This is a genomic window from Thermosulfurimonas sp. F29 (assembly GCF_019688735.1).
GTDB lineage: Bacteria > Desulfobacterota > Thermodesulfobacteria > Thermodesulfobacteriales > Thermodesulfobacteriaceae > Thermosulfurimonas_A.
In genome coordinates this window covers 667740-680611 of record NZ_JAIFYA010000001.1, presented here as the reverse complement: position 1 = coordinate 680611, position 12872 = coordinate 667740, and the positions used below count along the sequence as shown (strand labels likewise).

Genomic DNA, 12872 nt, shown 5'->3' with positions numbered 1-12872 from the left:
TGTCAGATCAAGAAGATTATTATGAGGCCATGAACAAATTCGATCGGCTGCTCTACATACTGAACAAGCTTGATCGGCGGGAGCGGGTGAGGGTGCCGGAGCTGGCGCAGGAGCTTGAGGTAAGCGAACGCACGGTTTACCGCTACCTAAATTCCCTCATGGAGGCCGGCTTTCCCATCTACTACGACAAGGAGCGCGGCACTTACGCCTTTACCTCGAACTTCAGCCTGCGCCGGGCTCTTCTTGAGACCGAAGAGGCCCTGGTGCTGGCACTCGCCCGGAGGTTCCTCGAACCTCTGCTGGGGGAGGCGGCGGCCCGCGCGCTAAATCAAATAGAGAACAAAATAACGGCCTCCCCCAGGGAAAGATTCTCGCATTTCACCGAGGTCTTCGGAGTTCAGGGCCTCTGTGACCCGCCCCATCTACTGGATCTCCTAAAGGACTTGTCTTCCGCCATCCGGGAGCACCGGGTGGTGAAAATCGAGTATGAGCGGGAGCCTGGAGAGACACCGGAGGAACGAGAAATCGAGCCATACTTCGTGTTTTTCACCGGGGAATTCTGGTATGTACATGCCTGGTGCCGCACCAAAGAAGGACAGCGAACCTTTGCCCTCGACAAGATCCGTACCTGGCAGCTCACGGATCGCTACTTTGTTCCTCGAAAAGAACTTCCTTCGGTTGAAGAGATTCAGGAAACCTTCGGGCCTTACGTAGATGAGTGTCCGCAGGAGGTGATCGTACATTTCGCCCCTGAAGTAAGGCAATATTTTTTGCGCCGCAAATGGGTGAAAGATCAGTCGTGCCGGGAACTTGGGAACGGATGGCTTGAGGTGCGCTTTATGATCCGGGGACTGGAAGGATTCAAACACTGGCTTTATCGCTGGATACCTTATTTCAAGGTAATAGCTCCTCAGAGCCTCGCTCAAAAAATCGAAAGAGACTTGGAAGACTTTCTCAGTAAGACCGAATGAGGGATTATATAACTGCCAGACTTCAAAAAGAACTTCGTATGATCGCAAAATTAAACCTTGAGCATGTTTTTATGGAAGCCGCTAGATGGGTAAAAGAGGCCCGGAAAAAGGGTTTTGTGGTGGGGCCGGGATTTGATGTTATGCCCTCGTCTTTTTTGGCCTATTATTACGAAATAACAGCTATTGATCCCTTAGAGTACGGACTCCATTTCGAGTGTTTCGCTTGCCGGGAGCAGCCCGTTATTACTTTAGTTCTCTCGAGCAAAGGCAGTATCTGGCTAAAAAGCCAGATCGTAGAAAAAAAGCTTCCAGTCGAAATTAAAAGTTTTTCTCTGCTAGACTATCTAGAGAGCCGTGAAGGGTGGGACCAAAATTGGAACTCTCTCAAAAAAGGCGAACCATGGAAATATCTTGCCGAAAGTAAGGTCCTAGAAGTATTAGAACCTGAGTATTCGAATGAATTCCGGGAGTTTATTCTTGAAGCTCGCCCTACAAGTTTAATTGAGTTAGCCACGGTCATTGCCCTCTTCAGACCGGCACCGGTCGAGCTCGGGCTAGCGGACCAATACATTGAAGCCCCAAAGGGAAAAACTAGACCTTTACTTCCAGAGATAGTCCATATTTTGAAAGAAACACGCGGTGTGCTTATTTTCCGTGAACAATACATGGATATAGCCCATCTGGTTACTGGATACTCCCTGGAGGAAGCTTATTGGTTTGCTCGGATCTTGGGAAGAAAATTTAGGGAGGAGATAGAATTCCAGCGGGAGAAATTTGTTCGCTCCGCTATCCGAAAAGGTCTAAGCTCCAGGAGGGCTAAAGAGTTATTTAATTTTCTAGAAAAATCCGCTGGTTCTATGTACTCAAAATCTCATGCTTTAGCTTTAGCCACAATGTTATGTAAAGCGTTATCATTCTTAAATTAAGTCCGATACTTTGGTTGATATGCTCCGAATTTTGGCCCCCTTGGGGAGTCCTCACCGTCAGATTAAATCTGTAGTAATTTTAAAACAACCAGCTGCTTATTATCCACTGCCTCCTGAACTCCCCGAGGAGTGGCCTAGCCGGCCCCTCCTCGGGGCTAGCTTTTAAGTTTTTTTCACTATTGGGCCTCTCTGAAGGAGCGGATACCGCAGGTCCGGATATCCGGAAACTCCGCACAAGGAGGAGCACCACGGAACCAGCGCAACCAAGATCGCCATGAGATCCAGATCCAGACCAAGATCCATTTCCTTTCGTCCTTCCCTTCGGTGTCCTCACCTAAAGAAAGATCCGAGGAAAAGATCTTTCCGGAAGGACTAAGAAAGCTTTCAGAAGGGTCTCAGAGGGGGTCTCGTGGAAGAATATATAGATCCAATAATGATTAGTTCTTCCTGGCAGAGTCGATCCTTCCCGCCAAAGAGTAGATCTCCTGCTATCTCAGAGCCAGGTTCTCCCTCTACTGGGGTGGCCAGCAGGTTTTCGGCAAGTCTGTCCTAAAAATGCCCAACGGTTGTCGAAAAACGACGCCTTCTCAAATTGAAAAACGATTTTCGAAAAAACTCAGTATGGCAGAAATTCGTGGAACGGTCATCATTTTCGATCATTTTTTTGATTCTGCTGAGACTCTTCCTGTGGGAAGGGTCTGGGGGAGTCCGCAGAAGAAAAGGGCTCGATCCAGAGAGGCCTCTGGCAGGCGATTTTTTTCGCAATATCCCTCTTTCGGCCAGCCTTTGAGAAGAAGAGGCCTACATTACTGCAACTTAAAGATGCCTGAGTCGGATCATTCTTCAGGTAAAGCCTTGATCCTCCATGAAAGGACCGTCTCTTACTCGAGACCAATTTTTGAAAACGGATTTGATTACGGCTACCAAGCCTGCGGCACGGTGGCATTCCTTAGAAACATACGGCCACCGCCAAGTGGCGATCTCCGTCACTATCCAACCTATCCCCTCTCTAGAAGACTCAGAAGGGGAAGTGTTTTGAAAACCATCTTTCGAAAAATTGCCCTCCGAGATCGGAAGCGAAACGCAATTCCGAGGAAGATCCTCAAGAGGTAACCCGGGCCTCAGCTCGGCCGAGATCTCCAGGTTCCCCCAGAAGATGAACTCCCGATACTTCCCTCGCCCTTCCTTTTTAGCGGCCAAACAGCTTACCCTCTCCACCAGGGCCAGGTTCTCCCCGAAGACCTCCCGGTACATCTCAACAAGCCCCTCGTGAAAAACATTCGTCCCCAGGATCACGGCTCCCCGCTCAAGCGCCCGCGATAGAGCCTTGAGGAGCCTCTCCTGATCCTCCCATCCGAAGGCCTTGAGCACATAGTCTTTGAACCCTACTTTTTCGCGAAGCGCATACGGAGGATCTATAAAGAGAAAGTCACCCTCACCCGCTAGATCTACCAGGGCCTCAAAATCACTCACGCGGAGATCCGCAGCTTGAAGGGCCCAGGAAACCTCCTCCCAGAATTCCGGGGGCGGAAGAGCCCTGATCCTCTTTCCCATGGGGAGCGTTGAACTCGCCCCGCATGTTGTACCGACAAAGCCCATTGAAACAGGCACTGTTTAGATACAGGAACCATGCGGCCCGCTCAAAGATCCTTTCAGGCCGCTCTCTCCGAACTCGGGTGTAATACTCCTTTGAATGTTTTTCGTAGTGGACCTTGAGAAGCTCGTAGACACGGCACCAGTCCTCCCGCAGTGCCTCATAGGTAAGGATCAGATCTTCGTTTATGTCTCCGAGAATGGCCTTTTCGGGAAGAAGAGAGAAAAAGACTGCTCCGGAGCCCAGAAAGGGCTCGATGTAGCGGTTGAACTCTCTGGGAAACATATCCCCATACCTTACGGTAAGCCACCTCTTGCCTCCCACCCACCGCAGAAAAGGCTTCAAGCCCCTTCTCATAATACGACTCTCTGCTTAAGTGCTTTTTGGTCCTTTTAAAAAAAGAAGAGACAAGAAAACATTTGATCAGGCTGTTCCTCTAGACTAGGGAGATCTCTCCACCCCCGAAAGTTTTTTTCTCCGAAAAAGTGAAAGATCAAAAATTGAAAAAGAGCCAGCATACGCCGCATGGCCACAAAAAAGAAAGAGATGGAAATTTGGGGGCGGAGACTGATCGGGGGTGGGGAACTTCTTGACAGAAAAAGGGCCGCGTGGTTGATCATCCTGGAAAAGTTCCTCGAGTCCGGGGAGCTACGGAGGGGCCGAGTGCACATTCGTACCAAAGAGAAGTGCCCCCGGTGCAAAAGGAACTTTCAGGAAACCCCGGTGGGTCTCATCTGCCCCAAGTGCTTCACCACACCGAGACGCTACTTCATAGACCTTTCCTGGCAGGGAAGACGCATCCGGCTCTATTCCGACAAACAGGGAAACCCTTTGAGTAGCTTTGAGCAGGCCAAACAGCTCCAGCAAGTCATCGCCTTTGAGATAGAAAACCGCACTTTTGATCCCTCAAGGTATGTCCTTCGGGACCAGAAGGAATTTTTGTTCCCGACCTACATTGAAAGGTTTATAGAGCACTCCGAAAGAAAGGGTCTTAAACCCAGCGCCTTGAAAGATCGCAAGAGAATCCTGAGGACCCATGTTCTGGGGTTTTTCATGTCTTTGGGGATAGACGACATTCGAGACATTCGGAAGAAACACATCGAGGAATTCGTGGATCATCTGCGTAAAAGAGGGAAAGCTCCCAAGACGATTTACAACATCGTGGCCGAGTTAAAGGCGCTTCTAAACTACGCCCACCGGCGGGAAGATTTGGAAAAGGTGCCGCAGTTTCCGGAGATAAAGCTTCCCGAACGCATACCGGCGGGCTTGGATCTTGAGGTTCAGCTTGAGATCTTAAAACGCATTTCGGTTGAACACCGCCCCATCTTTCAGTTCATGATGACCTACGGTTGTCGTCCCGGCGAGGCAAGGGCCTTGATGTGGGATTGCGTTAACTTTTCGTCCAAAGAGATACTTATCAAACGGACTTTCAGCCACCGGAAGCTTGTGGAGCTTCCCAAAGAGGGAAAATGGAAGGTTTTACCCATGCACTCCGGGATCGAGGAGATCCTGAGAGAGCTTGCCCGGCGCAAAAGGTCCCTTTTTGTGTTCTCGCATTCGAGGGCGGACCACTACGGGGAGGCCCTGCTTTCAAAGCTCTGGAGGAAGGCTTGCGCTGAGATAGGTCTTGAAGGAGTTAGTCTTTATGAGGGCGTGAGGCACTCTTTCGCCTATCAGCTGCTCAAACAGGGACTTTCCTATGAGGAGATTGGAGCTTACATGGGACATTCGGATGTGAGAACCACTCGGAAGTATGCCCGCCTTAACCCGAAGCTTATCACTCTTTCCGAGGTGGAGGACCGGTCCCGTAAGCTGGTTTCCCTTGGGGACTGGGTTGAAAAGCGGGAAAAGAAGGCTTCCTCTAATCGGGAATAATCAGCCAAAATAGGAAGTCAAATTCCTAAAACCCCTCTTATTGAGAAAGAGTCTCAGGTCTCTATCCCTTGTGTATCAAGAGTTTCCGAGAATTTGTCCCCAGGTTGTCCCCAAGAGGGATTTGTAGTCTCTGAAAGCCTTGATAATCAAGGAAAAGATGGTGCCGAGGGCGGGAGTCGAACCCGCACGGGCGCAAGGCCCAGTGGATTTTGAGTCCACCGCGTCTGCCAGTTCCGCCACCTCGGCGTCGGTCTTAATTTTAAACTATGAGCTCATCCGTTGCCAAGGTCCGGGAGCCGCGACTGGAAAGAGTCACCGAGGTCGGACCGGATCAACTCAAGTCCCTCGTCGCCCTCTACGAGGCTGCCTATCGGGACGACGAGCTTTATTCGGAGAAGGGGTCTAAACGAATCCGCCGGTATCTCCGCTGGTTGCTGAGGCACGCCCGGGGGGCCTTCTGGATCGCCTGGTCCGGGGAAAAGCCGGTGGGCTTCCTGGCCCTTGAGGAACTCGATCCGGTGCCGGAGATCCACGAGATCGTGGTCGCTCCGGAATGGCAGGGTCGGGGACTCGCCGAGCGCCTCATGGAGGAGGCCCTCGCCTACCTCCGGCAAAGAGGCTGGAGGCGGGTGGCCCTCTGGGTGGGGGAATACAACTTCCGGGCGCAGCGGTTCTATCGCCGACTGGGATTCAGGATCACGGACAGGGTGGGCATCTGGTTGCGCATGGAAAAGGAACTTCAGGAAAAAGAGTGCACCAGCTCCCGGAGCACCGCCAGCGCCGTCTCCGCTTCGGAGAGGGGGAGCTTCTCCTCCGGGGTGTGACACAGGGAAAGGTCTCCGGGGCCGAAGACCACGGCCTCGGTACCGGCGGCCACCAGATGCGCGGCGTCCGTCCAGCTGGGCATTCCGGAGAAAACGGGTTTCCTACCCGTGGCCCGGCGATAGGCCTCCCCCAGCCTCCTGGCCACCTCGGCCTCGGCCCCCAGGCTGTAAGCCTCGGAAACATCCTTCACCCGATAACTCACCCAGGGGAAACGCCCCAGGTAATCCTCGATCTCCTTCATGATTCTCGAAAGATCCTGGCCGGGAAGGATCCTGAACTCGATCTCGAGTTCCACCCGATCCGGCACCCTGAGCTCGCCGTCGCCCCCCACGAATTTTTCCACATTGAACCCGGAAGGCCCGATCAGGGGATCCTCCTCGTAGAGAAAAGAGAGCCTCTTGAGACCGCTCACCAGATCCATGGCCCGCTCTATGGCGTTGTCCCCCCGAAAGGCCAGACTTCCGTGGACCGCCCTCCCCCGCACCTCTATCTCGTACTCCACCGATCCCCCTTCGGATACGGCCACGGTGAGACGGGTGGGCTCGAGCACCACCGCGTACGGGAAACGGTAGGCTCGGGAAAGCTCGAGGGATCCCCGCCCCTCGTTCTCTTCGTCCACCAGAAAGGCCAGGGCCAGGGAGGGGCGTAACCCCTGCCTATGTAACTCCTCGGCCAGGAGGAGAAGAAGGGCCACCCCGGCCTTGGCGTCGCAGACTCCCACGCCCAGAAGCTCGTCATCCCTCCGGCGGGGGGGATAAATCCCCAGATGGAGGGGCACCGTATCCACATGGGTGGTGAGCAGCAGATGCGGATCCTCGGAAAAAAACAGGAGGAGGTTCGGCCCGCAGTGCGAAACCTCCTGGAAGATGGGCTCGAGCCCCCGGTGCCGCAACCAGCGGGCGATGAAGTCCTGGATCGCCCCCTCTCGACCGCTTTCACTGGGGATCTCCGCCAGCCTAAGGATCAGTTCCGCAAGCCTTTCCCTCATCGATCTTCCCCGGGGACGCGGAAGGAAATGAGAGGACAGTTGCGACATGTGTCCTCTCCCACCAGCCGGGGACCACCCAGGAAGGACACCCGTCCTTTGCCGGCCTTGTCCTCGAGCACGCGGAGCACCGTCTCAAAGGCCGGACCGGAAAAGGCCAGAAAGAGCTCCCCGCGATCCATCTTGCCGGAAGAAAAGGCCCCGGGGCAGGGAAGACTCAGGGCCGGCTCGCCGGTAAGATAGGCCCTGACCATAGTGCCGCAGACCGCGGCGTTGGGATAGTGCACCAGCGGAAGCTCGGACCTGCCGGAGCCGAAGAGGTAGAAATCCAGGAGATGCGCGGCCTGAAGGGCGTCCACCACCATGAGCACCGCGTCCGGACGCTCCGTAACCTCCTCAAGGGGCAAAAAGGCCATCCCCCGGAACCTCCCCTCGGGAAGCCTCAACCTCTCCGCATAGAGCCTCTCGGCTGCCTCGGGCTGGAGAAACTTGTGGAGGGTCTTCTTGACCCTTTCCTCCCTGAAGGGAAAACCGCATACGAAGGCCGCGGTCTGACAGTGAAGCCCCTCCGGGGTGAGAAAAACGCCCTCACCCACCTCCCGCACATGGGCCACCACCTGGCAGATGGAAAGCCGGTTTTTGGGACGGGCCAGGGGTCGGGAGGGTTCCCCCTCCAGAAAGTAAACCGCCACCGGCTCGTGGTAGAGACGCAGAGTGCGCAACATGAGTTCGGAAACCTTCCGTCCCTCCATTAGCCCACCTCCGCACCCGGGGAGACCTCCCCCTCGGGAACGAGAAGCCTGAGGCCGGTTTCGTCTCTGGCGGCGAGGATCATTCCCCGGGAGAGGACTCCCCTGATCTTGGCCGGCTTGAGGTTGGCCACCAGCACCACCTTCTTGCCCACCAGTTCCTCCGGCCGGTAGTATTCCGCTATACCGGCCACCACGGTGCGTTCCTCGGGGCAACGCACCGTGAGCTTGAGGAGACGATCGGTGCCGGGAACCCTTTCCGCAGCCACCACCTCAGCCACCCGGAGGTCCCACTTCCTGAATTCCTCGATGGGAAGTTCCCTGGTCTCCATCTCTTCCTCCTTTTGCGATTCCGGACTCGGAGAAGAAACGGGTCTTTCCAGCCGCGGGAAGAGGACCGGCCCTCGCTCCGTGGCTCCCTCGGGCCGGAGTCTTCCCCACGAGAGGGCCTCCTCCGCGGAAAGGGCCTCCCGGGGGGAAAGCCCCAGATTGCGGAGGAGGGTCTCCATGGATCGGGGCATCACCGGCCACAGGGCCACCGCGAAGATCCGTAACGCCTCGAGCAGGGTGTAGAGCACGCGGGAAAGGCGCTCCGTGTTTCCCTTCTTGCGGAGTTCCCAGGGGGCCTCCCGATCCACATACCTATTGGCCTCTCCCACCGCTTCGTTGATAAGGGCGAGGGCCCGATGGAACCGGAAGGCCTCCATTTCGGAGAAGTACTCCCTCACCGCGGTGAGAATCCTTTCGGCAAGGGCCCGATCCGCCGGAGTTTCCGGCCCGGGCCCGGGCACCCGACCACCGTGGTACTTTTTCACCATGGAAAGGGTGCGGAAAACCAGGTTTCCGAAATCGTTGGCCAGTTCCGCGTTGGTACGCACCACCAGCGCCTCCTCGCTGAACTCCGCGTCCTGTCCGAAGGCCATCTCGCGCAACAAAAAGTAACGCACCCGATCCGCCCCGTAGCGCTCCACCAGATCCCGGGGGCGCACCACATTGCCCAGGCTCTTGGACATCTTGGCGTGATGCATGTTCCAGTAGCCGTGCACATGGAGACGGCGATAGACCGGAAGTCCCAGGGCGCGGAGCATGATGGGCCAGTAGATGGCGTGGGGCTTGAGGATGTCCTTGGCGATCACATGCTCCGCCACGGCCCACCACTTCTCCCACGAGGGATCCTCCGGATACCCGATTCCGGAAAGGTAGTTCAGCAGGGCGTCAAACCACACATAGGTGACATAGTTCTCGTCGAAGGGGAATTCTATGCCCCAGGAAAGGCGACTCCTGGGGCGGGAAATGCAGAGGGGCCCCAGATCCTCGCGGAGAAGCCCGAGAACCTCCTCCCGATATCCCGGAGGGTTGATGAAATCGGGATGCCTTTTCAGGTGATCTAGAAGCCAGTCCTGGTAACGGGGTAGGTCAAAAAAATAGTTGCTCTCTTTAAGGGGGGTGGGTGGGCTCTGGTGATCCGGACACCGGCCGTCCACCAGCTCCTTCCCCGTGAGGAAACGCTCGCAACCGAAACAGTAGAGCCCCTCGTATTCTCCGAAGGAAATGTCTCCCCTGTCGTAGAGGGTCTGGAGCACCCGCTGCACCACCCGTTTGTGCCCGGGATCGGTGGTGCGGATGAAGCGGGTGTATTCTATGTGAAGGATGGGCCAGGTCTCCCGGAACTTGGCGGCTATCCGGTCCACATATTCCTTAGGGGTAAGGCCAACCTTTTCGGCGGCCCGCACGATCTTGTCCCCGTGTTCGTCGGTGCCGGTCAGGAAAAAGACCTCTTCCCCCTTGAGGCGCTTGAGCCGGGCCACGGTATCCGCCACCACGGTGGTGTAGGCGTGCCCCAGATGGGGCTCGGCGTTTACATAGTAGATGGGGGTGGTGATGTAGTAAGCCATCAGGCCGCCCCTCCCTGAGAGAGTATTTCCCGCAACTCCTCGGCCGGGATCTCCACCTCCCGTCCCTCCTGGTTTTCCAGGACCACGGTCTGACGAAAGATATTGTATCGCACCACCCGGCAGGGACCGGCCGGGGTCTGGATCTTCTTGCCGATCTTGGGAAGGCTCTGCGAGAGCTCCTGGTAGACCTGATATTCGTAAAGAAGGCAGCAGAGGAGCCGCCCGCAGAGACCGGAAATCTTTTCCGGATCCAGGGGCAGGCTCTGTTCCTTGGCCATCTTGATGGAAATGGGAGCAAACTGTTTAAGAAAGGCCGCGCAGCACAGCTCCCGCCCGCAGGCCGCCAGCCCCCCGCACATGGCCGTCTCGTTGCGCACCCCGATCTGGCGCATCTCAATCCGGGTCCGGAGGGCCCGCACCAGCTGCTTCACCAGTTCCCGGAAGTCGATGCGCCCCTCCGCCGTGTAGTAAAAGATCACCTTACTGCGGTCGAAGAACCGCTCCACCCGAACCAGCTTCATCGCAAGACCCAGGTCCGCGGCAAACTGACGGCAATAACCCTCGGCCTTCCTTTCAAATTCCAGATTTTCGCGGAAACGGCGTATCTCCCTGCGATTGGCCATACGGAGCACCCGGGGCAGGGTGCCCTCGGCAAGGGGAAGAGGCACGCTTCGGGACACCGTCAGCAGCACCTCGCGCCGCTTTTCCTCCACCTGCACCAGCACATAACTCCTGGGACGGATGGGAAAGGTGGACTCCACATGAATTCCGGGATATCCCTCCCGAAACACCGCCTCGGTAACATAGTAAGGGGATCTTTCCCGATTCTCCTCCATATCACGCCTCCGCGGGAGGAGAAAATACTCCCGAACCCTACTCTTGTTAACCCCCTCCACCCCAAAAATGGGATCGGATCCTATTTTTTGAGGAAGAAACCGGTTAAAATAACTTTCATGAAAAAATGGAAACAGATACTTCGTACCGTATTCGTCCTGGATCTCACCGACGGAAGACTCAACCTGTTTGAGCTCTTCCCCTGGCTGAAACGCTTTTTCTACAACCGTACTTACTTCGCCTGGATCAGGACCTTCGGGGACATCGTCTTCCTCGGGCTCATCCTTCTGGGACTCTTCGGTCCCCAGGATCCCCGGAGAAATGTCATGCTCTTCCTGGCCTGGGGCGTGTGGTGGACCAGCGTGGTGCTTTCCTGGTTTTTCGTGGGGCGAATGTGGTGTGCCTTCTGTCCCTTCCCCGGACTGGCCCGGCTCCTCCAGAACCTGGGGCTCTCCAGGCTCAAAAATCCCCCCAGGTGGATGACCTGCAAGGGACTTCATCTGGCCACCGCGGGCTTCTTCTTCATAATATGGGCGGAGACCGTAACCGACATGAAACACTCCCCCCTCCTCACCGCCCTACTTTTACTGAGCATCGTGGCCGGCGCCACCCTCCTGGGAGTTCTTTACCGGGGATATACCTGGTGTCGCTACCTCTGTCCCCTGGGCAAGATCATCGGTTCCGCGGCCACCATGGCCCTGACCGAATTCCGCTCGGATTACGAAAAATGCAGGGATTGTCGCACCTTCTCCTGTCGCAGGGGACGCGAGGGCCTGCGACCCTGTCCGGTCTTCCTGGGAGCCTATCACGCCAAAAACAACCTGGTGTGCCTGGTCTGCGGACACTGCCTGGTCCTCTGCGAAAGGGACTCCCCGGCCCTCTATCTCCGCCACCCCCTGCGCGAACAGATCATCAACAAGGGGCGCTACATCACCTGCGGTTATGTCATCCCCCTCCTCATGGGCTCCCAGGTCGCCCGCTTCGTTTACGAAGGCCCCCACTTCTCCTTTTTCAAAAATCTCCTCGGGTTCGGAAACGCCCTCACCTTTACCTTTCTCTTCGCGGTGGCCACCCTTTTTTTCATCGAACTGATAAAGGCCGGCTCCGTCCTCTTCGTCTATTACGAGGACGAACTCTTCGGGCGCTTCTCGCCCATGATCCCGGTGGTGATGCCTCTGGCCTTCACCGGAGAACTGGTCTATAGGCTGCGGTACTTCCTGCGCGAAGCGGGTGACTTCCTCCCCACCCTGGGCCGACAGATCCACCTCACCTTCCTGGAAAACTACCGCTTCACCGTGGATCCTTTCTGGATAAAACTCATTTCCTTTTTCCTGATCTTTCTGGGCCTCGCCGGAGGATTCTACATAGCCCACTACTTCTACCGAAGGGAATTCGAAGGTCTGGTCCCCCTTAAAAACTACCTCCTCATCAACCTTCTTTTCATCACCTGCGGCCTCTTGTACCTCCTCCTGCAATAAGGCCTCACGGCAACTCCACCGGGTTTACCCGGACCTCGAAAATTCTTTACGAGATGGTGGAGCAGGCCGACGAGGTGCTAGTCTTCTGAGCCCTCCAGCCTGACCTCTACCCTGGAGAACCGGTGGGGCAGGCCGCGGAGACTCCCCAGAAAGCCCCGCACCACCCCGGCCAGAGCGCTCCGGACATACCGGTTGAGCCCCACCGGTCTTCCGTCCACCAGAAGGCTCACCCGGGGGGAGAAACTCCGCACGAACCTTTCCCGGATAAAGTCCGCCAGCCCTTCGGTATCCTCCGGCGCAAAAGTCGGAAGGTTGACCCCCGGAGAGAAGTCCGCCACGAGCGCCACCACTCCGGGCACCTCCCGGGCCAGAAGCCGGGGGCTGAGGTCCCGGCGCACCACCTCTATCTTGGGAAGGAAGGCCAGGGTCTTGAACCCTTCCGCCACCACCAGATCACAGTCCGCAAAGTGTCGCCAGACGAAGGCCCAGAACTCCTCCCGGGAGGGGGCCTTGTAATAGACCACCGCTTCCTCTCCGGCCCAGAGGGCCACCGGCTCGGCCCCGGCTTCCCTGTAGCGGAAGGTGTCCGTCCCGGTCCGATCCGTCTCTCCCCGGGGCTCCTTGGTGGACTTGAGCACCCCCACCCGTAAGCCGCGCCTCCGCAGCGCCCCCACCACCGCGGTGGCCACGGTGGTCTTCCCCACGGAGTGGAATCCGATGAAGGTCACCACCGGCACCAC

Annotated in this window: 12 protein-coding genes and 1 tRNA gene; 5 read left to right on the top strand and 8 right to left on the bottom strand. The window is 56.6% G+C overall.

Annotated elements, in window-relative coordinates; translation table 11 throughout:
- Window positions 1–29 precede the first annotated feature (29 nt).
- The gene (locus tag K3767_RS03550; RefSeq protein ID WP_221172173.1) at window positions 30–971 is read left to right on the top strand and encodes a YafY family protein; all 942 of its coding nucleotides are present in this window, start codon (window positions 30–32) and stop codon (window positions 969–971) included.
- The gene (locus K3767_RS03545; RefSeq protein ID WP_221172172.1) at window positions 968–1897 is read left to right on the top strand and encodes a hypothetical protein; all 930 of its coding nucleotides are present in this window, start codon (window positions 968–970) and stop codon (window positions 1895–1897) included. Before K3767_RS03550 ends, K3767_RS03545 begins: the two co-directional genes overlap by 4 nt.
- An 843-nt stretch (window positions 1898–2740) precedes the next feature.
- Here K3767_RS03545 and K3767_RS03540 read toward each other — a convergent pair.
- Both K3767_RS03540 and K3767_RS03535 read right to left on the bottom strand, forming a co-directional pair.
- Window positions 2741–3451 (bottom strand): DNA adenine methylase, encoded by a 711-nt coding sequence (locus tag K3767_RS03540; protein WP_221172171.1) that lies wholly within the window; start codon window positions 3449–3451, stop codon window positions 2741–2743.
- Window positions 3363–3836, bottom strand: a complete 474-nt coding sequence (locus K3767_RS03535; protein WP_221172170.1) for a Dam family site-specific DNA-(adenine-N6)-methyltransferase — start codon at window positions 3834–3836, stop codon at window positions 3363–3365. Before K3767_RS03535 ends, K3767_RS03540 begins: the two co-directional genes overlap by 89 nt.
- A gap of 201 nt (window positions 3837–4037) precedes the next feature.
- Here K3767_RS03535 and K3767_RS03530 point away from each other — a divergent pair, with 201 nt between their 5' ends.
- Complete coding sequence (locus K3767_RS03530) at window positions 4038–5366, top strand: site-specific integrase (RefSeq protein WP_221172169.1); 1329 nt, start codon at window positions 4038–4040, stop codon at window positions 5364–5366.
- Window positions 5367–5524: 158 nt separating this feature from the next.
- Here K3767_RS03530 and K3767_RS03525 read toward each other — a convergent pair.
- Window positions 5525–5612, bottom strand: a tRNA-Leu gene (locus K3767_RS03525).
- A gap of 20 nt (window positions 5613–5632) precedes the next feature.
- Here K3767_RS03525 and K3767_RS03520 point away from each other — a divergent pair.
- Entirely contained in the window at window positions 5633–6190 is a 558-nt protein-coding gene (locus tag K3767_RS03520; protein WP_221172168.1) for a GNAT family N-acetyltransferase, read from the top strand.
- On the opposite strand, the gene K3767_RS03515 is transcribed toward K3767_RS03520, so the two are convergent.
- From K3767_RS03515 to K3767_RS03500, 4 genes are read right to left on the bottom strand one after another with little or no spacing between them, the layout of a single operon-like run.
- Window positions 6106–7179, bottom strand: coding sequence for a M20 family metallopeptidase (locus tag K3767_RS03515; RefSeq protein ID WP_221172167.1), 1074 nt, complete (start codon window positions 7177–7179; stop codon window positions 6106–6108). The two genes, K3767_RS03520 and K3767_RS03515, sit on opposite strands and share 85 nt — an antisense overlap.
- Window positions 7176–7928: a DUF169 domain-containing protein gene (locus K3767_RS03510; RefSeq protein WP_221172166.1), complete on the bottom strand. Its 753-nt coding sequence runs from the start codon at window positions 7926–7928 to the stop codon at window positions 7176–7178. Before K3767_RS03510 ends, K3767_RS03515 begins: the two co-directional genes overlap by 4 nt.
- On the bottom strand, window positions 7928–9820 hold the full coding sequence (gene metG, locus K3767_RS03505; RefSeq protein WP_221172165.1) for a methionine--tRNA ligase: 1893 nt from the start codon (window positions 9818–9820) through the stop codon (window positions 7928–7930). The genes K3767_RS03510 and metG overlap by 1 nt, the downstream gene beginning before the upstream one ends.
- Complete coding sequence (locus K3767_RS03500; RefSeq protein WP_221172164.1) at window positions 9820–10656, bottom strand: regulatory iron-sulfur-containing complex subunit RicT; 837 nt, start codon at window positions 10654–10656, stop codon at window positions 9820–9822. Before K3767_RS03500 ends, metG begins: the two co-directional genes overlap by 1 nt.
- Before the next feature lie 117 nt (window positions 10657–10773).
- Between K3767_RS03500 and K3767_RS03495 the strand changes: the two genes are divergently transcribed.
- Window positions 10774–12132: a 4Fe-4S binding protein gene (locus tag K3767_RS03495; RefSeq protein WP_221172163.1), complete on the top strand. Its 1359-nt coding sequence runs from the start codon at window positions 10774–10776 to the stop codon at window positions 12130–12132.
- A 77-nt stretch (window positions 12133–12209) separates the two neighbouring features.
- On the opposite strand, the gene mobB is transcribed toward K3767_RS03495, so the two are convergent.
- On the bottom strand, window positions 12210–12872 hold the full coding sequence (gene mobB / locus K3767_RS03490; RefSeq protein ID WP_221172162.1) for a molybdopterin-guanine dinucleotide biosynthesis protein B: 663 nt from the start codon (window positions 12870–12872) through the stop codon (window positions 12210–12212).

Coding starts and splice junctions, on each gene's coding strand:
- K3767_RS03550 (WP_221172173.1), top strand. CDS start 30: ATGAACAAATTCGATCGGCTGCTCTACATACTGAACAAGCTTGATCGG.
- K3767_RS03545 (WP_221172172.1), top strand. CDS start 968: ATGAGGGATTATATAACTGCCAGACTTCAAAAAGAACTTCGTATGATC.
- K3767_RS03540 (WP_221172171.1), bottom strand. CDS start 3,451: ATGGGAAAGAGGATCAGGGCTCTTCCGCCCCCGGAATTCTGGGAGGAG.
- K3767_RS03530 (WP_221172169.1), top strand. CDS start 4,038: ATGGAAATTTGGGGGCGGAGACTGATCGGGGGTGGGGAACTTCTTGAC.
- K3767_RS03520 (WP_221172168.1), top strand. CDS start 5,633: ATGAGCTCATCCGTTGCCAAGGTCCGGGAGCCGCGACTGGAAAGAGTC.
- K3767_RS03515 (WP_221172167.1), bottom strand. CDS start 7,179: ATGAGGGAAAGGCTTGCGGAACTGATCCTTAGGCTGGCGGAGATCCCC.
- K3767_RS03510 (WP_221172166.1), bottom strand. CDS start 7,928: ATGGAGGGACGGAAGGTTTCCGAACTCATGTTGCGCACTCTGCGTCTC.
- metG (WP_221172165.1), bottom strand. CDS start 9,820: ATGGCTTACTACATCACCACCCCCATCTACTATGTAAACGCCGAGCCC.
- K3767_RS03500 (WP_221172164.1), bottom strand. CDS start 10,656: ATGGAGGAGAATCGGGAAAGATCCCCTTACTATGTTACCGAGGCGGTG.
- K3767_RS03495 (WP_221172163.1), top strand. CDS start 10,774: ATGAAAAAATGGAAACAGATACTTCGTACCGTATTCGTCCTGGATCTC.